Annotated in this window: 17 protein-coding genes; 10 read left to right on the top strand and 7 right to left on the bottom strand. The window is 48.5% G+C overall.

Going from position 1 to position 23,477, the window contains the following annotated elements; translation table 11 throughout:
• The first annotated feature begins 57 nt into the window (after window positions 1–57).
• The 4 genes from ACFSW8_RS05125 to frr all read left to right on the top strand — a co-directional run bounded on the left by ACFSW8_RS05125 (window position 58) and on the right by frr (window position 3,101).
• Window positions 58–1,017 (top strand): DUF6973 domain-containing protein, encoded by a 960-nt coding sequence (locus tag ACFSW8_RS05125; RefSeq protein ID WP_377177610.1) that lies wholly within the window; start codon window positions 58–60, stop codon window positions 1,015–1,017.
• A gap of 22 nt (window positions 1,018–1,039) precedes the next feature.
• Window positions 1,040–1,636: a hypothetical protein gene (locus tag ACFSW8_RS05120; protein ID WP_377090455.1), complete on the top strand. Its 597-nt coding sequence runs from the start codon at window positions 1,040–1,042 to the stop codon at window positions 1,634–1,636.
• A 142-nt stretch (window positions 1,637–1,778) separates the two neighbouring features.
• On the top strand, window positions 1,779–2,510 hold the full coding sequence (pyrH, locus tag ACFSW8_RS05115) for a UMP kinase (protein WP_377090454.1): 732 nt from the start codon (window positions 1,779–1,781) through the stop codon (window positions 2,508–2,510).
• Window positions 2,511–2,534: 24 nt separating this feature from the next.
• On the top strand, window positions 2,535–3,101 hold the full coding sequence (gene frr, locus ACFSW8_RS05110; protein ID WP_377090452.1) for a ribosome recycling factor: 567 nt from the start codon (window positions 2,535–2,537) through the stop codon (window positions 3,099–3,101).
• 58 nt (window positions 3,102–3,159) lie between these two features.
• Here the strand turns inward: frr and ACFSW8_RS05105 are convergent, their stop codons facing one another.
• Window positions 3,160–3,522 carry a hypothetical protein gene (locus tag ACFSW8_RS05105; RefSeq protein WP_377090451.1) on the bottom strand — a complete coding sequence of 121 codons (363 nt, stop codon included), beginning with the start codon at window positions 3,520–3,522 and terminating at the stop codon, window positions 3,160–3,162.
• Window positions 3,523–3,524: 2 nt separating this feature from the next.
• Complete coding sequence (locus tag ACFSW8_RS05100) at window positions 3,525–4,262, bottom strand: AraC family transcriptional regulator (RefSeq protein WP_377090450.1); 738 nt, start codon at window positions 4,260–4,262, stop codon at window positions 3,525–3,527.
• A gap of 126 nt (window positions 4,263–4,388) precedes the next feature.
• On the opposite strand from ACFSW8_RS05100, the gene ACFSW8_RS05095 reads away from it, so the two are divergent.
• On the top strand, window positions 4,389–7,925 hold the full coding sequence (locus ACFSW8_RS05095) for a bifunctional proline dehydrogenase/L-glutamate gamma-semialdehyde dehydrogenase (protein ID WP_377090448.1): 3,537 nt from the start codon (window positions 4,389–4,391) through the stop codon (window positions 7,923–7,925).
• 139 nt (window positions 7,926–8,064) lie between these two features.
• Here ACFSW8_RS05095 and ACFSW8_RS05090 read toward each other — a convergent pair whose 3' ends face one another.
• Together ACFSW8_RS05090 and ACFSW8_RS05085 are read right to left on the bottom strand one after the other, a co-directional pair.
• Window positions 8,065–8,199: a PEP-CTERM sorting domain-containing protein gene (locus tag ACFSW8_RS05090; protein WP_377177642.1), complete on the bottom strand. Its 135-nt coding sequence runs from the start codon at window positions 8,197–8,199 to the stop codon at window positions 8,065–8,067.
• 56 nt (window positions 8,200–8,255) lie between these two features.
• Window positions 8,256–10,748, bottom strand: coding sequence for an alpha-galactosidase (locus ACFSW8_RS05085; protein WP_377090446.1), 2,493 nt, complete (start codon window positions 10,746–10,748; stop codon window positions 8,256–8,258).
• Between the two features lie 106 nt (window positions 10,749–10,854).
• Here ACFSW8_RS05085 and ACFSW8_RS05080 point away from each other — a divergent pair, with 106 nt between their 5' ends.
• Both ACFSW8_RS05080 and ACFSW8_RS05075 read left to right on the top strand, forming a co-directional pair.
• Window positions 10,855–12,003 carry an AraC family transcriptional regulator gene (locus ACFSW8_RS05080; RefSeq protein WP_377090445.1) on the top strand — a complete coding sequence of 383 codons (1,149 nt, stop codon included), beginning with the start codon at window positions 10,855–10,857 and terminating at the stop codon, window positions 12,001–12,003.
• A gap of 121 nt (window positions 12,004–12,124) precedes the next feature.
• Window positions 12,125–12,724: an RNA polymerase sigma factor gene (locus ACFSW8_RS05075; RefSeq protein ID WP_377177608.1), complete on the top strand. Its 600-nt coding sequence runs from the start codon at window positions 12,125–12,127 to the stop codon at window positions 12,722–12,724.
• 27 nt (window positions 12,725–12,751) lie between these two features.
• On the opposite strand, the gene ACFSW8_RS05070 is transcribed toward ACFSW8_RS05075, so the two are convergent.
• From ACFSW8_RS05070 to ACFSW8_RS05060, 3 genes are all read right to left on the bottom strand, one after another.
• A complete protein-coding gene (locus ACFSW8_RS05070) occupies window positions 12,752–15,136 on the bottom strand; it encodes a hypothetical protein (protein ID WP_377090443.1) in 2,385 nt (794 codons plus the stop codon).
• Between the two features lie 193 nt (window positions 15,137–15,329).
• Window positions 15,330–16,718, bottom strand: coding sequence for a sulfatase-like hydrolase/transferase (locus ACFSW8_RS05065; protein WP_377177606.1), 1,389 nt, complete (start codon window positions 16,716–16,718; stop codon window positions 15,330–15,332).
• Window positions 16,719–16,759: 41 nt separating this feature from the next.
• Window positions 16,760–18,820 (bottom strand): protein kinase domain-containing protein, encoded by a 2,061-nt coding sequence (locus ACFSW8_RS05060; protein ID WP_377090439.1) that lies wholly within the window; start codon window positions 18,818–18,820, stop codon window positions 16,760–16,762.
• Window positions 18,821–18,894: 74 nt separating this feature from the next.
• Here ACFSW8_RS05060 and ACFSW8_RS05055 point away from each other — a divergent pair, with 74 nt between their 5' ends.
• Genes ACFSW8_RS05055 through ACFSW8_RS05045 form a run of 3 tightly spaced genes read left to right on the top strand, consistent with a single transcriptional unit; the run spans window position 18,895 to window position 23,457 of the window.
• Window positions 18,895–20,232 (top strand): NADase-type glycan-binding domain-containing protein, encoded by a 1,338-nt coding sequence (locus tag ACFSW8_RS05055; protein ID WP_377090438.1) that lies wholly within the window; start codon window positions 18,895–18,897, stop codon window positions 20,230–20,232.
• Complete coding sequence (locus ACFSW8_RS05050) at window positions 20,219–22,738, top strand: CapA family protein (protein WP_377090437.1); 2,520 nt, start codon at window positions 20,219–20,221, stop codon at window positions 22,736–22,738. Before ACFSW8_RS05055 ends, ACFSW8_RS05050 begins: the two co-directional genes overlap by 14 nt.
• Window positions 22,735–23,457, top strand: a complete 723-nt coding sequence (locus ACFSW8_RS05045) for an alpha/beta fold hydrolase (protein WP_377090436.1) — start codon at window positions 22,735–22,737, stop codon at window positions 23,455–23,457. The genes ACFSW8_RS05050 and ACFSW8_RS05045 overlap by 4 nt, the downstream gene beginning before the upstream one ends.
• Window positions 23,458–23,477 lie beyond the last annotated feature (20 nt).

Here is a 23,477-nt window from a genome sequence, read left to right as displayed (position 1 = left end):
GTCATTGTGTTGGCCATATCGAGTGTTCTCTGGTTTTCGCGTCACTGGATTGCCAATATGGTAGTGGACAGAGTGGTGGCAAAGGTTGCTGAGAAGTCGAAAAAGGCTGGAGTTGAGTTGGTAGGATTAGAGGGAGGGGCGATTCAAATCCCAAGCCCATTTGAGGCACGTAGTCAGGGGGTGGTGAGTGAGTTTGATATTGGTATCACCAACAAAGACAAGGTGCGTTCAAGGATTGAGGCTCAGGCCGTAGAAGTTACGGCGGCTGGGATATTTCCACCAAAGATTCGGGTGCAGGTTCAGGATTTCTCGGTGGTGTTACACTCTGAGGATGTGCCGGAGGATTTTCCATTTGGCGGTTTTCGTTCAGGCTCATTCATGAGTGCTCCCATGTCATTATTATCTCCAGAGTCGGCATTGAGGGAGAGCTATGGGAGGTTGGAGGCATTGTTTGATGAGAACGAAGTGGATGCTGATTTTAATTTTTCTGGATATGTATCAGTTCCTGTGGGAGGCGACGTGACGGTGGATGCTTTGTTGTACACGGAGCGGCTGGATAATGGTAAGCGTGCCTTGCGATTCAAGGTGGAAGATCTTGAACAGATCCGCGATAAGGCTCAACTCAATGTAAGTGACGCAATGTTAGAGATTCTAGCAACCTATCCATTACGCGCACCAGTGATCATGTACTTGTCTGATGATGCTAGGAAGCGAGCTAAAGAGAAGAAGGTAGCGAATAGTCAATTTCCAGAGGATGCATACCGGCATGTAAACTGGAGCTATGAGCTAACAAAAGTATTTGGTGGTGGCTTTGCAAAGTTAGTTACGGATGCGCATGAGACTCTGGATGGTAACACGAAGCAGGAGAGGCTGATGGACTATCACAATAATGCAGTGGCACGTGAATTTGCTTTATCAGGGGTGGCTAGAAATCAACTTGAGAAGTTGATACTTAATGACCCACGTGTGATTCGATCTCCGGATGAGGTGGATGGTTATGTTGGTTTGAAGCGTTAGGTATGCAAGCGGCCAAAGGAAAATGTCTAGCCAGAGTGCCAGCAAGTGGCGTAATTTGGCATTCATGCTCTCTAAAGTTTTCATTTTACTAGCACTAATCGCGGGCTTCGCGAGTGGGTCGACGAAGTCTGTTTATCGAGTTTGGCAGCCCTTATCGTTGCATGGCACTGACATCACGAGCGTAATGGGCAAGGAGAGCGGTGTGGACTATACAGTGCTGATGTCACGACCGGTTGTACTATCGGGAGCGCTACCTGAGGATCTTATTAATGCGGTGGCGCTGAGCCACAAGCTTGCGAGCATTGGTGGCTATGATGAGCCTGAGGCTAACTTGATTGTCTTGGCCAAATTAAAGTTGGCAGCAGTGTATGGAGATCAGGGGCTATTGGTCACCGTGGATGTTACTAACGCGGAGGTGCCAAAAGAGTTAGAGGTCTCACTCAGTGATGTTGTAAAGTTGAGTGTGGCCGCCTTGAAGAAGACGATTCAAGATTATGGCGCGGCTTATTTACGCGAGGGAATGCCCTGCGCAATATTGGTTGCGAGCGATAAGAAAGGACCGCAGATTGAGCAACTCAGTAAATTAAGTCAGCGGTTTGTTGCCAAGCAAGGTGAGTAGACTGGTGTGGATAGGGTGCTTGCATCGGGTGAGAGGGCAGATGTGAGGGGCTAAACTGGGGTGGAAGTGACTTTTCCCAGCATTCCTAGATATAGAGATTGCATGAGTCTCGGCAATTTGTTTTTTAAATGTCAGCTGAGCTATGAGTGAAACAAACCGATCCTTCAAACGCGTTGTCCTAAAGTTAAGCGGAGAAGCCCTCCGTGAAGTTGGTAGTCAAGATAACATCTCACCAGAAATTGTAGGGAGGATCGCTCTTGAGATTAAGGAAGCTCATGAAGCGGGTGTGGAGATAGCTATTGTAGTGGGTGGAGGAAACTTTTGGCGCGGCGCCAGTGCGAGTGCACGAGGTATGGACCGAGCCACTGCGGATTATGTAGGGATGATGGCAACGGTGATGAATGCACTGGCAGTGCAGAGTGCACTCGAAGCTGAGGGTGTTCCGTGTATCGTGCAGTCAGCGATTGAGATGAAAAATGTGGCTGAGCCATTTATCCGCCGCAAGGCATCCCGTCACTTGTCTGAAGGCACTGTGGTAGTATTTGCTGCAGGTACGGGAAGTCCCTTTTTCTCAACGGACACGACTTCCGCACTGCGAGCCAGTGAGATGGGTGCGTGCGCAATCTTGAAGGCCACAATGGTGGATGGCGTTTATAGTGCAGACCCCAAGAAAGATCCAGAAGCGACTCGTTTCGACAGCATATCATTCCAGCGTTGCCTCACTGACCAGCTGGCAGTGATGGACTCTACAGCATTCTCCCTGTGCATGGATAACAACATTCCAATCATTGTGTTTGATCTCAACGAGCATGGCAACATTGCCAAGGTAATCAAAGGAGCGCCCATTGGCACAGTGGTAAGTAACGAGGGTTAAATTTAAGATACAGAAATAGATATTATGGAACCATCATCAGTTCTCGAAGAAATCGAAATGTCAATGGAAGCAGCCATTGAACACATGGGTGTGGAGTTTGGCTCCGTTCGTACTGGCAAAGCATCACCAGCATTGGTGGAAAATGTGGTTGTCGACGTGAAATCCTACGGCAGCAAAATGAAGCTGCGTGAGCTTGCTGTCATTACGACGCCTGAGCCACGTCAGATCATGATTCAGCCATACGATGCCAGCACGGTGGAAGATATCGATCGCGGCATTCGCGAGGCGCAGTTGGGCTTCAACCCAGTCAACGAAGGCAAGACTCTGCGACTTCCTATCCCTGAGCTCACAGAAGAGCGTCGTCAGGAAATGGTGAAGCGCGTGAAGACTATCTCTGAAGACATCAAGGTGCGTCTCCGTGGTTGTCGTAAAGACGGCATGGATGCAGGCAAGAAGATGAAAGCTGAGAATGTTCTCACGGAAGATAGCCTTCGCGATTTTGAGAGCGACATCCAGGCTTTGACTGACAAGTTCGTCAAGGCAGCTGACGCGGCCACTGCTGAGAAAGAAGCAGAGGTGATGACTGTCTAATTAGCAGACAGAATTTATTTTTGAAGAAGGCGATCCAGTGGGTCGCCTTTTTTGTTGTTCAGTAGGGGAGCCGCTTTGCTGACCAATGAGTTAGAGTTCCTGATAGGATGAGTTTAGAGAAAACGAGTACGAACCAGATGATGGAGATTCTAGAGTTGTTCCAGCCGGCTAAGACTTGGTCGGTGCACTTGAAGCTGCGGGTGTTATCGATTGCGGTTACTGTGTCGAAGTGATCTGAGTACCAAGCGCCCGGCGAGAAGTACCCGCTAGAGAGGAGTGGGTAGAAGAAATTGATATTATTTGAAAGATAGACCTTTGTTTCTACTAGCTCATTCCAAATCAGAGCATTGGCACAGGTCATCAGAACCATGAAGCACAGGAAAAGCACAAGGTATTTACAAAACTTCTCGAATCGAGGCATTGTTACTTATGCTTGGAGCGGTAGACGCCAGGCGACATGCCAACTGTGGCTGTGAATTGTCTGGTGAATGCTGATTGGTCGCTGTAGCCGCATTCTTGAGCAATTTGAGAGATTGCTTTTTCCGTAGACTTGAGTGCGGTGGTGGCAGCGGCAATGCGTGTTTTGCGGATAAATTGGGCGGTTGAAAGCTTGAAAACTTTGCGCATACGGCGGTCGAGCTGGGTGACTGAAAGGTCGACGCGTTTAGCGATAGATGCGATGTCAATGCTTTCAGCATAGTGTTTTTGGATATAGGTGACGACTTTAGCTACGCCGGCAAAGCGCAAGTCATCATCACAGGGAGTTTGGAGGTCTCGAGAGATAGAAGCAATTCCTAGGATCTCACCATCTTTGCCAATGAGGGGGAATTTGCTGGCAAGGTGCCAACCCAGTCTACCCTTACTGTTTGTGATGACCTCTAGGCGATCGATAATTTCATTGCCGGTGTCGAGAACGTGAGCGTCCTGAGCTGTGTAGATTTCAGCGAGATGGGGAGGGAAGAGGTCGTTGGCGGTCTTTCCGATGATGTCATTTGCGGACTTAAGGTTCAGTTTGTCAGCGAATGCTCGGTTGGTGGTGAGATAGCGACCTTCTCTGTCTTTAATACAGAAGAGAATGTCAGGAATTTGCGCAAAGAGACGGGTCCCAATGAGGGGAGTACTGAGTTGTTCTAAGAAGGTATCGAGATCTGGCGTATGCATTACAGTATGAGATTGGACAGTTTTGGGAGGTGTGACAAAAGAGAAATCGACTGATTTGCCAATTTTCACAAAGAGTACAGTTGCTACGCACAATACGGCAGGGGTGAGCTATACTATAGTGAGGGTATGTCAACGAAGGTAGCACTTTTAGATGGAGCCCAGCTTCAGGGCCTCAGCGACGCAGCACTTGCAGAGAAGGCAATTGAGCTCGCAGAAATCATTTTGAACAAGGCGGCAGGCCAGCAAACACTCTCAGAGAAGTATCAAGCCTGGAAGATGTCACGGATGATGGAAGACCCAGCAGGTAAGGCATTAACTTTAGCAATGGCTGATCAGGTTTTTCGTCCAGCAAACCATGACCGTTCGGCGAACCAGTTTCGTTATTTGATAGAGCAATATGGTGTGCCAACCTATTTGCCACTGCATGAGCAAGTGGCAATGCGCGTGGGAGCGATTGCTTCAGGTCTGGCACCAGACATGGTGATGCCTGCTGTTACTCAAAAGATGCGCGCCGAGAGTGATCAGGTTATTTTACCGAGTGAGGATGAGAAGCTGAAGCCACACTTGGCGAAGCGTAAAAAGCAAGGCACTCGCATGAATATCAACCAGTTAGGTGAGGCGATTCTTGGGGAGCACGAAGCTGAAAATCGTATGCAGCAGGTTCTTGATAGACTAGCAAGTCCTGACTGTGAGTACATCTCAGTGAAAATCTCCGCAGTATTTTCTCAGATCAACTTGGTAGCTTACGATCAGACACTCGAGTTAATTAAAGATCGGATTAGACGTTTATATCGCTGTGCCCAAGAGCATACGTTTGTGAATGAAGTGGGGGAGACATGCCCTAAGTTTGTGAACTTGGACATGGAAGAATACCGTGACCTTCGTTTGACCTGTGATGCTTTCATGCAAGTGTTAGATGAGGAAGAATTCAAGAAGTTGCGTGCTGGTATTGTTCTGCAGGCGTACTTACCTGACTCACACAAAGTACAGATTGAATTAACTGAGTGGGCGAAGAAGCGTACCGCTGCTGGTGATGCATCGATCAAGGTGCGTATTGTGAAGGGGGCCAACTTAGCAATGGAATCAGTAGAGGCGAGTATTCACGACTGGCCACAGGCGCCGTACACAAGCAAGTTAGACGTGGATGCCAACTACAAGCGCATGGTGCTCTACGGCTGCAAGCCAGAGAATGCAGAGAGCGTTCAGTTAGGCATAGCGTCACACAACCTCTTTGAGATTTCTTATTCCTTACTTGTGAGAGCGCGCGAGGGCGTAGAAGAACACGTTGAGCTAGAAATGCTGGAGGGCATGGCAAACCATCAGGCACGTGCAGTGCAAGACTTAGCAGGTGGTTTATTGCGCTATGCCCCAGTGGTTAAGAAGGAAGATTTCCACTCAGCCATTTCATACTTGGTGCGTCGTTTAGATGAGAACACGCACGAGGAGAACTTTTTGCATGACATTTTTGGAATGAAGCCAGGGTGTCCAAAATGGAACAAGCAAAAGCAGATGTTCTTTGATGCCTGTGCTATTAAAGACACGGTACAAGACACACCTAACCGTACAATGGACCGTGCAAGCGAACAGTATGAAGTAGATTACACCAAGCCATTCCACAACAATGCTGACACGGACTGGAGTTTGCGAAAGAATGCCTATTGGATTCAGGATAAGGTCGAGCAGGTGAAGCAGGCGGCTATCGCTGACATTCCACTACAGATTGGTGGTGAGTTGATCGTTACTGAGCAAAAAGGGCAGGGGATTGACCCATCGAAGAACGAGAACCTCTATCAGTATTCATTGGCCAGCGCCGAGGAGGTTCAGCGCGCTTTAGATGTAGCCGAGCAATCGCAGGGAGCGTGGGCGCAAAAGAGCATCGAGGAACGCGCCAAGATACTCAAGGACGTTGCGATAGAGATTGAGCGCAAGCGCGGCGAGTCAATTGCTGTCATGGTCCAGGAAGCAGGAAAAGCTGCTCCCGAAGCTGATGCAGAGGTGAGTGAGGCTGTGGATTTTGCAAATTACTATGCCGACAGTCTCAGCTGGGATGGCATGTTAGACGGCACAGAATTTAAACCATTAGGCACGGTTGTGATTACACCGCCATGGAATTTCCCCTACGCGATTCCGTGTGGAGGCATCTTAGCAGGTTTGATGGCAGGCAATAGTGTGATCATGAAGCCTGCGCCAGAGTCTGTGTACACAGCTTGGGTGATGGTGAATCAACTTTGGGATGCGGGTGTGCCGCGCGAAGTACTTCAGTTTGTACCGTGTCCGGACAATGAGATTGGGCGCAGCTTGGTATCTAGCGATCGCGTTGGAGCGGTAGTTCTCACTGGTGCGTATGAGACTGGTAGGATGTTCCAGAACTGGAAGGCTGACATGCGCCTTTACGCGGAGACATCAGGTAAGAACTCATTAATCATCACAAATGCAGCGGATCCAGATCAGGCAATTAAAGACTTAGTTAAGGGGTCATTCGGTCACGCTGGGCAGAAGTGTTCCGCTTCCTCGTTAGCGATCATTGAGGCTGATGTGTATGACAATCCTGCATTTATGCGTCAGCTGAAGGATGCAGTTGAGAGTTTGACTGTGGGTCAGTCATGGGACCCATCCTCGATTGTAACCCCATTGATGTTGAAGCCTGAGGAAAAGCTACAGCGTGCGCTCACGACACTTGATGAAGGTGAGGAATGGTTGCTAGAGCCTAAGATGTTAGAAGGTAATCCACATCTCTGGTCACCAGGCATCAAATTGGGAGTGAAGCAGGGTAGTTGGTTTCACAAGGCAGAATGCTTTGGTCCAGTGCTCGGTTTGATTCGCGCGACAGATTTGCAGGAGGCAATGCGCATTCAGAACGACTCTGACTTTGGGTTGACTGGAGGCATCCACACTCTCGATGATCGCGAGATAGCGATTTGGAGAGAACAAGTGGAGGTAGGTAATGCTTATATCAACCGTCCGATAACAGGAGCGATTGTACGCCGTCAGCCATTTGGTGGATGGAAGAATTCCTGTTTTGGGCCTGGAGCAAAAGCGGGTGGCCCTAACTATGTTTCGATCTTTGCGGAGTGGGAGCAAAGTGGACTTCCAAGCAACCGTGCGGGTGTGCGTAAAGATGTGCAGGCATTATTGGAGGAGCTCAAGAAAGGTGCAGTTCAGGGTGAATTGCTCGATGCAGCAGCGGGTAGCTTTGCCTATTGGATGGCAAAGGAATTTAGCCTTGAGCACGACCCAACACAGCTTCATGGCGAAACGAACCATTTCCGATACGTTCCATTGAAGCGTCTTTTGGTGCGAGCTGATGGACTGGAAGGTAGTGAATTCGCTGTGGTTCTTTTAGCTGCAAAAACTGCAGGCGTACCTGTCGAGGTGTCTTCAAGTGAGAAACTATCGCAGACGGGAGGTGCGGTTTGCTCAGTGGAATCTGAAGCCCAACTGATCAAGCGACTTGGGGCTGATGCAAGTAAGTATGCGAGCATTCGTGCTGTAGGAGCTTCTGAGGGACTCCGTAGGGCAGCCAATGATGCCGCGACGCAGCTAATAGACTGGAAGGTGCTCTTAAATGGCCGTATTGAGTTACTTCATTACTTCCGCGAGCAATCTATTTCGGAGTGCACCCATCGCTACGGCAACACGATTCCTAAGCCGCATGAGATTTAGCAAAGCAGCATAGGTCGAGCAGGTGCATTCTTACATCTGCCGGCCTATGTAGGCATCATTCAATACACTTGTAAGCATAAAGAATGCCCGTTAGGAAGCAACCTAACGGGCATTCTATCTTTATAATCACGAAGTGGTATTACTTGCGTCTTCTCAGGATCAGAGACACCGCTCCGAGGCCCAGAAGAGCAGTAGTGCTAGGCTCAGGTACAGCAGTTGTCCCGCCGAAGCGAACATCTCTGAGCCAGTCCTGAGTAGCCGTATATACACAAATGGCTCTTTGATTAAATCAAGCGGGGGCGGCTGCAGCTAATTATAAAAGACCTAAGCCTATTTTTTTGGGAGGAGTTCGATGCAGAGGACTTCGAAGGGCTGGAGCTTGAAGGTGACATCACCACTGAGCGGCCCCTCTTTAAAGCCTTGGTCATTATATGCATTCTTAGCAATGAAGTGTGTGCTGAAGCCCTCGGGGATTTCTAAAGCCTGAGCAAGGTCGAGAGTGAGTTCTTTTGGAGCATCAGCTGAGTTACGCAGTGTGATTACGCTTTTCTTAGGATTCCATGAAGCCCATCCGTAGACGCAAAGATCCTTTGGATTGCCTCCGACCCAATGTGAGTCGACAAGAATTTCTTCGTTTTCTTTGGCCCAGCGAGCGGCTTCAGCCACTTGGTCCCATGCGCTGTCGGTCATGAGTTCAGGGGTGAGGTAGAGCTCTAACAAGTTAGCACCAGTACCGAAGTAGGAGCGCGCTGCGTGCTTCATATTGACGCCGGCCTTGGTGACTTTGGTAGCTTGGTAGTGGCGGCCAACGACGAGTCCGTGGTGCATGACTGAATTAAGTGGGTAGAGTGGGGCGATTTTTACAAATTTTTCATAGCAGCCCCAATCTCTGAAAGTAAGCCATTGTTCACGTTCATCACCGACACCCATCCAGGCGACATCACCGGTACCGGTACGCCAGGTTGAGTCAATGTGATTGAGCCAGAATGGTGAGGGCCAGGTGCCAACAGTGACATTGATGAAGAGTTTCGGGTTGTATTTTTTCAGTTCTCTTCCGCACTGGATCAGAGCCATGAAGTGTGGGCTCACACCACTTCCTGCTTTATCCCATTTGTAGTAATTGACCCCGTGGTCCTTCATGAAGCCAAGGCATTTTTCGTAAAACCATTGGTAGTATTTTGGTTGTGAGAGATCGAGAGTGTCCTCGATGAGGCCCATTTTTTTTGCGTGTGCAGTGCGTTGGTCAGCACCGCCGTAACCACCCAGTGGTGAAATCCAGACGCCGAGATTGCTCTTTGCTTTACGTGATGCAGCCGAGACTTCATCAAATCCGTTAGGAAATCGTTTCTCGTGGTATTCCCAGAGGCCAGCATTGTAGTCGTCCCAACCATCGTCCATGACAAATGAGTCGAGCACCACACCACGCTTTACTGTCATTTCCTGATAGAAGGCCTCAATGACTGCGAGGAATGCCTCACGGCTTGGAGCGAAGTCGTACCAGTTGTTGTAGTGGAGGAATTGGTGAGAAGGAGTCGAGCGCTCACGCTCAAGGTAATAGTTGAATGCACGACGTAGTTGGCCAGTGGGGTAGGTGCCGATAACCGATTTAAATTCATATTTTTGATTTGAATCGATTGGCAACTCGCATGGGAATCCGCTGGTCAAGTGATCTGGATCGATACGGTTTGTGGTGAATGGCATTTCGACGCCAAAGAAGAGCGAGCTAGTTGCGGCTGGGCTGCCAGGGACCTCACCAATTTGTTGGGCTCCTTTTAGTTTACCATTGATGAATTCGAGCCCGAAGATGTGGTTTTGTTTTGAGCTAGCAATGGTGTAGCTCTGTTGAATGTAGTTCGACCCATCTCGCAAAGAGGCATTCCACCGGACAGCTAGTCCGGAGTTTTTATCCAGAAATGTAGCAGTAATTGCCTTACCGTTTTCGAGATCAACAAGTTTGGCCGGTGAGCTCAGAGTGAAGGAACTTGCCTTGAGGTCACAATCGAGTGCTGCGCTTGTTTTTCTGGTGACGATTTTTTCACCTTCACCAGAGCGGATAGTGTATTGGTCTTTGCCTCGGATGTTAGCGAGAATGTAGGAATCATCATCAAAGATGACAGTGACACCTGGACCCCAACTGAGTCCCTTGTCGGAAGCTTTTTTGATGCGACAGCTGACAAGTTGCCAGTCATTGCTCCCAGCATACTCGGCATAGGTGGCACTGTTGGCATGGGCATCGATCCGGATGAGTTCGTTGTTAATGCTGAGCTTTGTTCCCTCACGTTTTGATTTATGGATGGATTGAGGTTTTGAGGTAAGGTCATTGCGTTTTCCTGAACTATCAGTGATGGCGACGCGTTGGAACTCGCTGGAACCTAGCTCACCAGCATCAGAGTAATCATCAGCTTTTCCTTGACTGCTGGTCTTGCCAACACGAATGGCTTTGATAGATTTGCCGAATGTTGACATTGGATAGGAAGCAATGGGCTCCCAGCTTTTCCCATCACTGGAGATGACAGCCTCAATGATCTCATTGTTCTTGCGGATCCCGACGTAAACACGATCGGGGTCGAGTATTTGTTTCTGAGTAGCGATGGCGAAAAGATCACGGTCCGCCACAAAGTCTTCCTTGCTGATTTTATTGGTGAAATGCGGGCCGCGCAGTTGGCCGTCGTTGAGTTGCCAAGTAGCTTGGAGGTGGCTATTTTCGAGTGTGAAATTTTTTCCGTCTGAATTTGAAGTCGCTTTATTGGGAGCTTCACCGGGATAGGGATAGGCAGAAGCGAGCGTGCTCAGGCAGAGGCTGGTAAGTGTGATGCTTTTCATAATATTTGGGATTGGTCTGATTGCATAGGCGGGGAGGAAAGCTGGGTCAAATGGTAGCCTTGAATTGACATAATATGATAAAAATTAGCATCATCATTTTGTGCCAATGACCCAGAACAAACCGACGGTAGCCACTCTTTTATCTCCACGATACGAATTAAGTTATCGTTTCCACGATGCTTTACTCGAGCTTCCGTGGGTTGCTCAGCGTTATGCTATCCAAATTATACCATACAGTCCTGGGGACGAATTGATGCCGGATCTCTCTGCATATCGGATTGATGGTTTGATCACCTCACTGGATGCGGACATTGAGAATATGGCACCACTGCAAGCGCTTGGTGTGCCAGTGGTTAACCTCGCGGCTTCACGTTGTGAAGGGATCAGCAGTTTACATTTTTGTCCTGAGAGTTTGGCGCAAGTGGTAGTGCGTCACGCTGCTGGAGCTGGGTTTGAACAAGTGGCCTTCTTGCCTACGGTGGGGATGCAGAGTCAGGAAGTTGAGCAGGGTAAGGTGATTCAAGCATGTGCGAGCGAAGCTGGTCTCGGGTACTGGCAGCTTAGTGTGGAGGAGAGACCCTTAGGGGTGAGTGTCGGGCATTGGATGGAAACGCATAGTGCCTTGGTCGAGCGCTTGAAGATGCTCGATGAGAGGACCATGATTTATGCGTTTCATGATTGGCGAGCAGTTACCCTTGTAGAGGTGTGTAAGGAGTTGGGGGTGAGTATTCCCGAGAGTGTTGGTATACTTGGGCGGGCGAATTCGTTAGACACCAAAGTTGGAGTTCCGAATATAAGTTCCATCAATCATCCGTACCTGCATATGGCGCAGAGTGCGATGGAGTTAATTCAAAATGGTTCTCCGAATGATGTTAGAATTGCCTGTGGAGAAGTTGTACCAAGGGCATCCACGGTCAGTACTCCTGAGCAAGGGAACTTTGCGCTCCGATTATCGGAGATGATCCGCAGTTATGGAATCGAGGGGATTTCCGTAGATGAGCTAGCTAAGCTTGCGGGCGTTTCTCGCAGCACATTGGAGCGACACTACCGAGAGATTCATGGAGAGGCACCATCCGTAGCGCTGAAGCGCGTTCGCATGCAACATGTTGAACGCCTATTGAAATCAACCGATCTCACGGTGCACGCGATTGCCGAGATGGTTGGTTTTTCTTCCACTCGTTCATTTTTCACGATGTTTGAAAAGGCGCATGGGGTGACTCCGGGCCGGTGGCGTCAAATGCAGACTGAACAATAGCGCTAAGGGATAAGGAACTAGTGGTATGGGTGTTAGCTAGCTGAGGTCTGGGGCTTTACATGATGAGAAAAAATAAGGGGACTGTAAACTTGCTGGAGTGACGGGCGTAGGTAATCTGGAAATGATGCAAGGGGAGCCAACGAGTCAGACTTTATTGATGTTAGTAAAGGAGCAAGGTGATGCAAAGGCGTGGCAACAGTTTGAATTAGTCTACCGGCGGTATGTCTGTGCTGTTTTGTTAAAGAGCGGAGCAGCGCATGCGGATGTGGAGGATTTAGCACAAGAAGTGATGGTTCGCGTATGGAAGGGGCTTGAGACCTTTCTCTATCAACCTGAGCGTTGTCGCTTTAGAACATGGTTGGCGCGTGTGGCTAAGAATACATTGATCAATTTTTCACAGCTCAAGAAGAATAAGGTGGTTAGAGCGCAGTTAGATGACAGTAAACTCTATTTAGAGAGTATCTCACAAGAGTCGGAAACGGATGTGCTTGCAGAAATTGAGTGGAAAATCTTTGTCGCAAAGTCGGCATGGGAGCATGTTCAGTCCCAATTCAAAGAGGCACAGCTTCAAGCCTATGCAGGCATGGCAGAGGGGGAGAGCGCAGGGACTGTCGCCAGTAGATTAGGCATCAAAGAAAACACCGCCTACGTCTATCGTAAGGCGGTGCAAGAGGCGATGGATCTCCACATTAAGCGCCTCAACTCAGAGTTGGACGCCTAGTTTGGTGTATTTAAAGGAATCGCGACTTTATTTTTTCGCTTTATATTTCCCTTCAATAGTGAGGGTGTTGCCCGTCAATGTGTGTTTATATTTGCCTTCTACGATGATTGTTTTGGCATCGGTTGCGACAAAGGGTTTGGACCAAATGACTTTCTCTCCCTTTCTTAAGATACATTTCCCATCGGCAGTAAATTCTCGGCTATGGTCGTCATTTAGGTAGTTCCACTTACCCAGAATTTTATGGCCTTTATGGCTGATAGTTGACGGTTTCTTCTGTTTGTTAGGCTTAGGAATGTAGTCGTCTTTGGTACGCGTTTGCAGTGCTTTGAGCTTCGACCAAGTTCGTGGATTTGGGTCAAAGTTTAAGATGCGAATTTCTGCGGGATCTAATGTGAGTGTGATGGTGTCACCGTATTGGTATGTTGCTTCTAGGTCTTTGAGGCTATCTGAGAGGGGAGAGCTCAGGTGGTAGCTTTTCTGAGCAGGCTGGAGGCCGAACTTACGATCGAGTGTGAATGTATAGCTTTTAGCTTCGTTTGAGGGATTATGTAGAGAAACGTAGCCTCGAGAGTCATTCCATGCGGTGTAGCCGTATACCTCACCTGCTTTTGGTCTACCTCCGTGCATGCGAGAGCGTGCGAAAGTGGGGAAGACATCGTGTACCCAGAGCATGCCTTCAGCGAGTACATCCCAGTCGTACTCAGCGAGATTGAATGTCTTGAGGTAGAGCTCTACGAAGCCAGTGCCTCTGGACATATTCATGTAGAGGTATTTACGGAATGTGTCTTTTGTCTCGTGGTTACGCTTCTTTTTCGGCTCGTGATTGAAGAGGGAATTCATGGGGTAGTGGGTATTTTCTTTCACCCAAATATTGTGATAGACCTCATCTCTGTAGACGAGTTCGCCTGTACGGTTCGCACCGCCAGCTGCATCACCTGCATTGATCATCCAGACGGCATCACAGTGCATCATCCACCAAGGGCTTAGATAGGCGCCGTTAGAAATAACAATATACACCTCAGGATTTGCAGCACCCATTTCCTTGAAGATCTTCATCATGCGTTCGGATCCAACAGTTAGGTAGTAGGTCTTAAGCTCGTCATATTTACTATCGTTAAGGCGTTTATCGTCAGTGGTGAGACCATCCAAATCCAACTGAGGCATTTCTGGGACGCCATGTGCTTTTCCATGAATATCGAAATCGCGGGTATGGAGGTGGCCGAATGTGCCATCGAGTTTGAAGTAGGTGACGCCTTTTTTGGTGAGCTCGACCATCCTTTGCTCAAGCATATCCATGTAGGGGGTGTCGGCGAGTGACATGTAGTTTTTAAGCCCTCCCATGCCCTTTGCTCTGAGGCTAGGGACGATGGGGCGGGCGTTGAAGTTACAACCTGGGCTAAGCCAGAGGCCGAGGGTGGATTTTGCGTTAGCGACAGCTTTTTCTGAAGGAGTGAAGTTATTGTCAAAGCGTTGGTTTACTTTCCAGACTTTGTCACTCCAGTCGGATTGCGCTGTTGAATCTTGCCAACCGTCATCAATAACGTAGCAGCGGAGCGGGGGGACGCCACGTTCTACACAGAGTTCCTGATTGACCTTATCGACACTTGAGACGAATTGGTTTTCGTTAATATTTCTGCCGTAGTCGAACCAAGAATTGTATTGGGTTTGAAGCCTGAGTGGGCGCACCCGAATTTCATTGATATAGTCGTAGAATGCGTCTGCATTAAAATCTGGATCATCGCTCACACCGACAACAGAAGCATAGCTTGTATAGGTAACTCCTGGTTTAAGGAATCGTCCGTGGAGGTAACCACAGCGTAGTTTTTCACCTTGTACTGTATTGACGGCAGCTGGAAATTCCACACCCCAGAATGTCGCAGACTCCTTTGTGAAGAGTGGTTGGCCAAGTCCCGGTCTCCATGGGCCACGCGCATTGATTTGAGAAATTTGATAGGGTTGGTAGGCATCCGCTAGAGAGAGGGCATCGATATCAACTCGCTCAAGGCATAGGTTTTGAGAACTCGTGATTTCTAGATGTTTACGTGCATAAAAGTCGTCTTTGTTGAGCGTGTAGACCACCTTTACTTTGAGTCCGTGTTGCTTATTTTCGAGTTGGCAGACTAATTTCTGGGGAGATGTTTGGGTGACCTCCACCACAGTAAAGTCGTCGGCAGTGAGGGTAATGTCCGTGTCTGGTTTGTCGGTGCCTTGCGAGATACGAAGGAGAAATTCGGCACAAGCGCTGGGCTTAAGCGTTGTAGAGGCCGCCTTATTTTGAATTTCGAGTGTTTGCAGCCTCTTCCCGTCGGTGCTGAGGACACGTTTGAGCGATGCGTTTTCTAGGGAGTATTGCTTCGCGCTCAGCGGAGCGAGAGTTGCAATACAGGTGAGTGTGGCAATGGTGTATTTCATGATGAGTGGGATGCAAGGTATTTAGAGGCGATTCTCAGAGTGGTTGCGAGAGGTGCCTATTGAGATAAACCGTGGTTTCGATGCATCCTTGATGAAATTCGTAAAAAACATGATTTTAGTAATCGGCTGGCTCTGTTGGGCATGCGGAACAGCATGGGAGAGCTGTCGCAGTTTGAGTCTCATGTGTGTGAAGTTACGGCTGTGTGGGAACTGCCCCTCCCACTTTGTGCCTGGGCTTAATTTTGGCATTAGTAGGGGGGAGGAAATGTTTTGGTTTTGGTGATGAGGTGGAGAGGGCTTGGTCGTCTCCGTATCGTTGTTGTTCAGATTCGAGTTGCTTCCAGAGTCTAGCAACTATCTCAGGGTGCTTGTCTGCTAGGTTGTGGATTTCATCAGGATCATTTTCTAGGTCGAAGAGCTGGTGTTGGTTGATTTCTGGGAACACCATGAGCTTCCATCTAGAGTCACGGATGGATCTTTGAGATCTTTGGTAAGCGAGAGTGAGATATGGGCGAGTTTGCTTCGGTTGGTCGCCACAGATTGTTCCCTTATGGCTGATGCCGTCATGTGGTTCTGTGAGCTTAGCTCCAGCGAAATCTGCTAATGTTGGGAAAATGTCATGCAGGTATGTGAGCGTCTGGGTTTCGCCATGAGCAATCCCAGGTCCGGAGATAAAGAATGGGACTTTCATGCCTATTTCATAGGTGTTTTGTTTTCCGAAGAGCCCGTGGCTACCGAGGGCTAAGCCATGATCGGAACTGAAGAGGATAATTGTATTTTCAGTGAGCTTCTTGGCATCAAGGTAATCGAGGAGTCGACCGATGTCATAGTCCATGGCACTCACCAGTGCATAATAATCGAGAATGTGCTCACGTGTGGCCTGCGGGGTTCTAGGCCAGGCCTCTAAGCACTCATCTCTGATAGTCATCGAGCCGATATCCCAATGGTGTTGGGGGCGGAAATTTTTGGGCAATGGGATTTCATCTAACTTATAGAGGTCTCTGAATTGTTGTTGGGCGAAACGTGGGTCGTGAGGTCCCGCGAGACCTAGGTACATGAGAAATGGCTTGTTAGGGTCACGCTTCGACTCAAGGAAGGTGATTGCTTGATCAACAAATGGCTGGCATGCGCGCCCGGTCATGAGAGCTTTGACATTATGAATGTCGGCAAAATCATCAAATTCTTTCAGGAGAGTGGGGTGGTTAGCGCGGCCGCTCTTCTCACGATAGAATGTTTGGTAGCCTGCTTGTTTCATAACACGCGGGAGGTTTTCCATTGTTGAGGGGTGGTGGGTTTTTCCTGACCAGCGATGCCAAGTGTTCCCTGTCATGAGTTGGTTGCGCGAGGCAATACAGACGGCGCCTGTATGTGCTCCATAACAATAGGCATTCGTGAATACGAGTGAACGACGTGCCAGTTTATCGAGGTTTGGCGTATGAATATGTGGATTGCCGAGGGCATTGATGGTGTCGTAGCGTTGATCGTCCGTGAACAGGATAATTATATTAGGTTTTGCATACGTCCATTGAGTAAGACAGAAGAAAGAAATACAGGTGCTCAGTGTGCGAATTAGGGTGGTCATAACTCTACCAACCTGAATTTTTCCCGCCACTTGATGAGCTATTATGTATTGGTCTCATTTTTTAGAACGAGCTTCTGTTTCGGCATATTTGGGAGTGCTTTTTTGATTTGTTCAGCCTGAGCGGGAGTGCAAATAAGCTGCTTAAGTTCTTCGAGTTTTTGAAGTGCTGTGAAATTCTTAATCTGGCATCCGCGGATATCGAGTGTTTCGATGGGGAGATCGGCAAGTGCATCGAGTTTCGTAATCGAGCACGAACGTAGAGCTAATTTTCGGAGGGGCTTACCTCTCAGATGCTGCATCCTTGCGTTGGTAATCAAGGTGTTGCTGACATCGAGTTCGACCAAAGGCATTTTTTCGATGTGGTAGAGGTCTGAACCAATTTTCGTGTTTGCGAGGTTGAGGTGTCGCAGGGGGAGGTTTTTAATCATGAAAATGAATGTCATCTCTGGATTGTCAGATAAATCTAATGACTGTGATTTTTTATCGTAATGGAAGTGGAGTCTACCAGTGGGGCTGGGGTTGCGCATGTTGAGGCTCTCTTCGATAAATGAGATTAGTTTCGAGTCATTGCGTTTGGTGAAAATGGTCAAGAACATGAAGTCGTGGATGAGCCGGTTGTCCTGGGTGGGGACGAGCTGCCACAGCATGTTTGAGAGCTGATCAAGATCCGTGAGATCACTATTCTTGAATGAGCGACACACATCAAGGTGTGTTAGGTATTGTTGGCCAGCTCTTTCAAATGCTTTCTCAGCGACATCCAGCCGAAAAGTGAGCATGGAAAGGCGTCCTTTAAGGGCCCAAGCCTCTTCATTAGAGGGGTCAAGCTCGAGTGCTTTAGTGACGAGTTGGTAAGCGCGTTCATCACGTCTGGTGATATAGTCGTGACGGCCACGTGTTCCGTCGTAGTAATAACTGATTGACTCTTTGAGGTAATCGTTGGCGAAGGCGACCCCTTGCTGTTCTTTTTCGGCTTGTGCTCGTTGGTACTGGAGGAGGGTGGTTTCAGCTTGGTTTTGATGGAATTGAGCTAGATTCTCTGAGTGGGTGAGTCGGTAGATGAAAAGAAGTGTGAGGAGGGTGAAAATGATGAGAATTACTAAGGCCGAGATGAGGGTCTTTTGATTACGCCTGTAGAGCGCTTTGAGGAGTTTCAGCGTGCTGACATTTTCTGCAGTGGTGAGATAGCCCGATCTGAATGCTTTAATATCCGCCAATAAGCCATCTACGTTAGAGTAGCGATGATTAGGATCTTGAGAGAGGGCTTTGAGCGAGATAGCGCGCAGGGCTTCAGGTATATCCTGTGAGAGAGAATCGAGCTTAGCCTCTTTAGTCGCCAGCATCATTTGTTCGGTTGAGCCAGTAACTGGCGGCTTACCGGTGAGTATGAACACGAGCAAGGCGCCAAGGGAATAGATGTCAGTCCGAATATCTTTTTCAGAACCTTTGGTGCATTGTTCTGGGGCCATAAAGCCTGGTGTGCCACTGAGGTAGCCATGCCGTGTGAATTGCCCCTGATTTTGTTCTACGAAAGTCTCATCGTTTACTGCATGGGCACGAGCGAGGCCCCAGTCACCCACAAGGACCTCACCATGGTCGCTGAGCTGAATGTTGGCAGGTTTCAAGTCCAGATGAAGAACCTGATTCGCATGGGCGAATGCGACGGCGTCACAAACCTTGACAAAAATATCTATCAAGGTGTCTCGTTGCTCAGCTTGGTTCAAGGAGCTAGTGTTGAGCTTCACATAATTTTCAAGAGTCTGCCCTTGGATGAGCTTCATGCAAAAATACGGAACTTTTTCATCCACTCCAAGATCATAGAGTGGGATGATGTTAGGATGTTCTAACTGAGCATGAAGAAGGGCTTCTCTAATAAATTCGTCGTGGGTTTGCGGTGTCTTGGGGAAGGCTCTCGCCACTTCGCGTTGGGTCCAGGAATCTTGACTCAGGTAGATACGTTTGGCTCCTCCTTCAGCGATGGGTTCCTTATCGTGGTACCGCGGAGTTGTCATTTTTTGTGTGAGCGATTCGACTTCAGAGAATTTCTCAGCGGCTTGCTGGAATGCCTTTAGTAAGGCATCGCTTGAGAGTGATTGATCGCTCATATATCAAAGTCAGCATAGAGAGAGGGGGGCTGAAAAGGTTGGATTTTTGAAAAGTAATTCGCTAGAAGTCAGTCATGCGTCTGTTTGTGCTTCTATTATTTCTTTGTGGCGGTGTGGCATTTGGCAATGGTGGGGGCTACCATCTGGGTGTGGAGTTCACTGGTGACATTGCACCATTTACGCCAGAAGGCGCTGAAAATGTTCAAATCATTGACGAGAAACTAGAGATTCACCTTCATCCTCAGCACGCGCATGTCGCTGTGCGTTACATCATGCAAAACGTGACAGGCAAGTCCGCGCGAGTAGTGTTTGGTTTTCCTGTGGAAAATGTTAAAGACCACTGGAGTATGCCTCTGGGCTTCGGGCATAAAAAGGGACGCCATGAATACTGTCGCGACTACAAAGTGTTATTGAATGGGAAAGCGCTCAAAGCTGACTATCAGGAAGAACCCTTTGCGAAAGGTAAGGTGAAGCCCTTTGAAGGAGATGATGTGTTACGTGGGATTGAGGGTTGGATGGTGAGCAAAATCAAAGTGCCTGCAGGAGAACAAGTGATCGTGCAGATTTCGTACAATTCTGATTATGATTTTTCAGCCACTTATGTGAGTGACGACGGGCATGAGGGGCCCTGGAGGTTTAAATACCGCCTCTCTAGCGGTGCTGTCTGGGATGGTCCGATCAAGCGAGGTGTGGTTAGTGTGTTCAACAAGGGAATGAATCCTGACCATATTCTCATTACCAAACCGAGCAATCGCTTTCAGAAATCTGATAACAAGTGGAGCTGGGAATTCGAGAGTCTTGAGCCAAGTCTTGAAGACGATATTGAGATTATCGCTCGGCAGTCTATCCATACGTACAGCAGAGGCTATGATCGAAAAGCTGACGACCCATGGCAAGGTGGGAACTACTATCAACTGGGTGAAGCCTTCTATGCCGGCCATGGGCAATTTGATGTGCGTGCCAGTTCCGAGTTGGCGCCTGAGGGGAAATTTAACTATTCAGCCGATAATTTAAGCTCAAAGAACTACGAAGACGGCCATCATGCGTGGTCAGAAGGGGTTGATGGGGACGGCATCGGCGAGAGTGTAGAAATAGAGCTTAGTGAGGCCCAAATACTGACAGATATCCTGATTACTAACGGCTACAGTAAGTCCGAGACGAGCTTCAAGAATAATAACAGGGTGAAGGATGTGACACTCACCATCAATGGTGAAAAGACCATGAAGTATAAGCTCTACGATCATCCTTTCTCACAAAAGGTTTCATTAGGAGGTTACGCTAAGCCAGTGAAGAAGCTTAAGTTAGAAATTGGGTCTGTTTACCGCGGCGAGAAATTTCGTGATACCTGCCTATCTGACATTGTGGTGCTGAGAAAGTTAGCGAAGGAGCCGAAGCGTTATGGAGCGCGTTAGATTAACTATTCTATTTTTTCTGTCCCTCACGTTCCATTCCTGGGCGAAGGTGCTTCCAGTATACATCGAGGACTCACATGCGGGCTCATTCGAGTTTTTGTGTAAAGAATTAGATTTTGATGAGAGTTACACGCTTGTCTTATTTGACGCACATTCTGACGCGTCGGCTGTAGATGCCAGTGATACGATACGTAAAAGCCTACACAAGGCACGCTCATCATCAGCGAGGGTGGCGTCTGCTAGAGAATGGCGTGAGAGGGGACTGATTCAACCTTATTCATGGATTGAGCCATTGATGCCAAAGCCGATCGAACGCGTACTTTGGGTTCCTAGTGGTGATCCTAGCCAAGAGGAAATTGAAAAATTGGAGGCTGAAGCAAGGAGGCACTTAGACTGGAAGTTAGAGGTCGCTCCACGTGAGGCGGGGCGATTTGGTGAGCGCTTTCAGGTGGTGCGGTTTGCAGACTTGAAGGAAATGGAGATTCAGGGGAAGTTGGTTGTGAGTGTCGACATGGATAGTTACACGGACTGTGCTCGCCGCTTTGATGCGCATTGGAGGTGGTTTATTCAACAAAGCAAGCTGGAGACTCTGACCTTTGCCATATCTCGTCCTTGGCTTAAGAGTGATCAACAAGGTTTCCAGTTGTTAGAGCAATGTTTGAGAAAGGTTTTTTCAGCAAGAAATATCAGAGTTGAGTACGAGCCCTATCGGAGCGACAGGTTTGATCGTAGCGAGAGAGCTAGGGAGTTTATTAGTCGCGGCGAGTCAGTCCCCCGAGTCAGCATTAGCGAGGCGCCACCAAGTCTTGTGCAGGTCTTGCTGCGTCACAGCTCAAAAATCATGGTTACGACCAGGCGTGATGAGTGGTTAGATCAGTTAGAAAGTTGGCAAGGCATCCATGGTAGTGTGCGGATGAGTGTGGATGGAAATGAGCAATCTACTGACGGAGTGTGGAGAGTTCCACAGGAGAAGTTGGGAACTATTAGGGTGCATGCTGAGGGAGTTGTTGAAGAAGTGTGTTGGTATGTTTGGGAGCCTACGTGCACCAGTTATCACGTTCTTCCTGAGCTTTCTTTGGGTAAGCAATTTTCTGGGGAGGATGTATCGAGTTACGTCACCTACGAGTCACGACTCATTACAAGGACTGAGGAGGGAGCCTTGAGCAAGCGCATTTGGGGTGATGAACTTCCATGGAAGCAAACCGCGGGTGTCCTGCGTATCCATGCGGAGGTGCGTACTCGAGATGGAGTGTTCGAATCAGAAGTGATGGAGATTCGAGTTGGCTATGGTGGTGGGATCAGAGCCGCCTTGAGTGAACAAATGGGTAGCCCCTATGTTTTTGGGATTGGAAAAGTGCATTTGCATGGCGAATCGGGACCTGAGACGAGGATAGGCAATGATTGCGCAAACTTCTTAGTCTATGCCTTTAGGCAAAACGGGGTTAGGATCGGTTGGTGCAACCCAAGACAGCTAAGATCGCAACTTCGATTGATTTCACGGATGGGGAGGCCCACTGAGATTAATCCGCGGATGATTGATAGTGGGGTGGTCATTGACTTCGATAGTCATGTGGGAGCGCTGTGGGCGGATGAGGGTGTCAGAGGGATTCTTGATCCTGAAGATATGGTAATTCATCATTTGGGTGGATTTCCGGAAATTGTGAAACTGCGGACATTGATGGGGGCGCACGGCGGTTATCGGGTTTATACGCTAGAAGCTATGGATGAATGTTTGCAGCTGTGTTTTGGAGGTGATGTGAATTTAGATGGATCGGAGGGCGAAATTTTCTCAAAGAAACTGGCGTGTAAACTAAAGCAAAGTGACTTGAGTGTGGTGAACTTAGAGTGCGTGCTCGCTGATTACCAGGAAGTGTCACATGAGGGAGGTGGCTTCCACTATGTGGCGGATCCAGCCTCTCTCAAGAAGTTAGAGAATGTGGGGGTAGATGTTGTTGGTATTGCCAACAATCATATCTATGATTCTGGGTCTGATGGGTTGACTCAGTGTTTGGGGTATCTCCAAAAATCTGGAATGCATGTTGCAGGTACGCGTGATGCACTGGAGGTGGTGCATGTCAAAGGTATGCGCATTGGTTTTCTGGCATTCAATGCAGTGACAAGCCGAAGGCAGGCGAGCGATGAGAGGGTGCTCCATTACCCTAGAGATGCTCAAAGAATTTCAGAGCTTATTGATAACCGATACGAGCATTGTGACATGCTCATCGCCTTACCTCATTGGGGGAAAGAATACACACGGGAAGTCACACAGGATCAGAGAGAGGTGGCAAAATGGCTTTGCCGTTCCGGAGTAGATGGCATCGTTGGTTCTCACACGCACATGAGGCAGATGGAAGAATTTTACAGAGGTATCCCTGTTATTTATTCACTAGGTAACCTGTATTTTCCAAATAAAGGACCTAAAGGATTCAACGATTACGCATTGCTGGAGATGCATATTTCGCCTAAAAGCCGGCGAGTCAGCATGTGCTGGCAGTTAGAAAAATGATTTACGCATTACATGGAGCTGTGGGGATGGCAGCGGATTGGAAAAGCTTTGCACTAAGTATGAAGCAGGAAGGTGAAGCAGTGGCGCGGGTTGATCTTTGGCAATTTCTTGCATGTTGCCCTATGCCACTTGCTCAATTTGGCAATGCTTTCAATCGCGAAGTCCACAGTAAGCAGCCCGTGCTACTGGGTTACTCAATGGGGGGGAGGCTGGCTCTTCATGCTTTGCTCAGCAATCCCAAAATGTACAAAGCCGCCATCATCGTTTCAGCGCATACAGGCATTGAAGAAGAGGATAAACCTGCACGTCAGGCTCAAGATGCAGCATGGGCCGCTAAGGCTCTATCAGGTGACTGGGATGATTTTTTAAATGCTTGGAATCGTCAGGGAGTGTTGGAAGGAGGGATTATGCCAGATAGAAGCGCGCTCAAACGACAGCGCGAAGCCGTGGCTCGCTCCTTCATGGATTGGAGTGTTGGTACACAGGAAAATTTACTCCCTCGGCTAAAAGAATTGTCTTGCCCGATTTTATGGGTCGTCGGTGAAAATGATCAAAAGTTTTTAGCGGTTGCGAGGCGTGCGATGCAGGAACTAAGTAATGGGCAATTGGTGGTAATCCCTGACTGTGGTCACCGAGTCCCATGGGAACAAGCTGAAGCATTTCACGCGGTGGTCACCAAATTTCTTCAATCGAATAGTGAATCAAGGCTATCTCAATGAAGAGAAGTGTGCCTAGATGG

The sequence above is a fragment of the Rubritalea tangerina genome (assembly GCF_042683245.1).
Classification (GTDB): Bacteria; Verrucomicrobiota; Verrucomicrobiia; order Verrucomicrobiales; family Akkermansiaceae; genus Rubritalea; species Rubritalea tangerina.
The sequence above is the reverse complement of the archived record's forward strand: the minus strand, read 5'-3'. Positions and strand labels throughout refer to the sequence as shown.

Excerpts from the sequence above, each read along its gene's own strand:
- ACFSW8_RS05120 (WP_377090455.1), top strand. The coding sequence starts at position 1,040 with ATGTCTAGCCAGAGTGCCAGCAAGTGGCGTAATTTGGCATTCATGCTC.
- ACFSW8_RS05080 (WP_377090445.1), top strand. The coding sequence starts at position 10,855 with ATGACCCAGAACAAACCGACGGTAGCCACTCTTTTATCTCCACGATAC.
- ACFSW8_RS05100 (WP_377090450.1), bottom strand. The coding sequence starts at position 4,262 with ATGCATACGCCAGATCTCGATACCTTCTTAGAACAACTCAGTACTCCC.
- ACFSW8_RS05085 (WP_377090446.1), bottom strand. The coding sequence starts at position 10,748 with ATGAAAAGCATCACACTTACCAGCCTCTGCCTGAGCACGCTCGCTTCT.
- ACFSW8_RS05050 (WP_377090437.1), top strand. The coding sequence starts at position 20,219 with ATGGAGCGCGTTAGATTAACTATTCTATTTTTTCTGTCCCTCACGTTC.
- ACFSW8_RS05055 (WP_377090438.1), top strand. The coding sequence starts at position 18,895 with ATGCGTCTGTTTGTGCTTCTATTATTTCTTTGTGGCGGTGTGGCATTT.
- ACFSW8_RS05105 (WP_377090451.1), bottom strand. The coding sequence starts at position 3,522 with ATGCCTCGATTCGAGAAGTTTTGTAAATACCTTGTGCTTTTCCTGTGC.
- ACFSW8_RS05065 (WP_377177606.1), bottom strand. The coding sequence starts at position 16,718 with ATGACCACCCTAATTCGCACACTGAGCACCTGTATTTCTTTCTTCTGT.
- ACFSW8_RS05045 (WP_377090436.1), top strand. The coding sequence starts at position 22,735 with ATGATTTACGCATTACATGGAGCTGTGGGGATGGCAGCGGATTGGAAA.
- ACFSW8_RS05060 (WP_377090439.1), bottom strand. The coding sequence starts at position 18,820 with ATGAGCGATCAATCACTCTCAAGCGATGCCTTACTAAAGGCATTCCAG.
- frr (WP_377090452.1), top strand. The coding sequence starts at position 2,535 with ATGGAACCATCATCAGTTCTCGAAGAAATCGAAATGTCAATGGAAGCA.
- ACFSW8_RS05125 (WP_377177610.1), top strand. The coding sequence starts at position 58 with ATGGTAGTGGACAGAGTGGTGGCAAAGGTTGCTGAGAAGTCGAAAAAG.
- ACFSW8_RS05070 (WP_377090443.1), bottom strand. The coding sequence starts at position 15,136 with ATGAAATACACCATTGCCACACTCACCTGTATTGCAACTCTCGCTCCG.
- ACFSW8_RS05095 (WP_377090448.1), top strand. The coding sequence starts at position 4,389 with ATGTCAACGAAGGTAGCACTTTTAGATGGAGCCCAGCTTCAGGGCCTC.
- ACFSW8_RS05075 (WP_377177608.1), top strand. The coding sequence starts at position 12,125 with ATGATGCAAGGGGAGCCAACGAGTCAGACTTTATTGATGTTAGTAAAG.
- pyrH (WP_377090454.1), top strand. The coding sequence starts at position 1,779 with ATGAGTGAAACAAACCGATCCTTCAAACGCGTTGTCCTAAAGTTAAGC.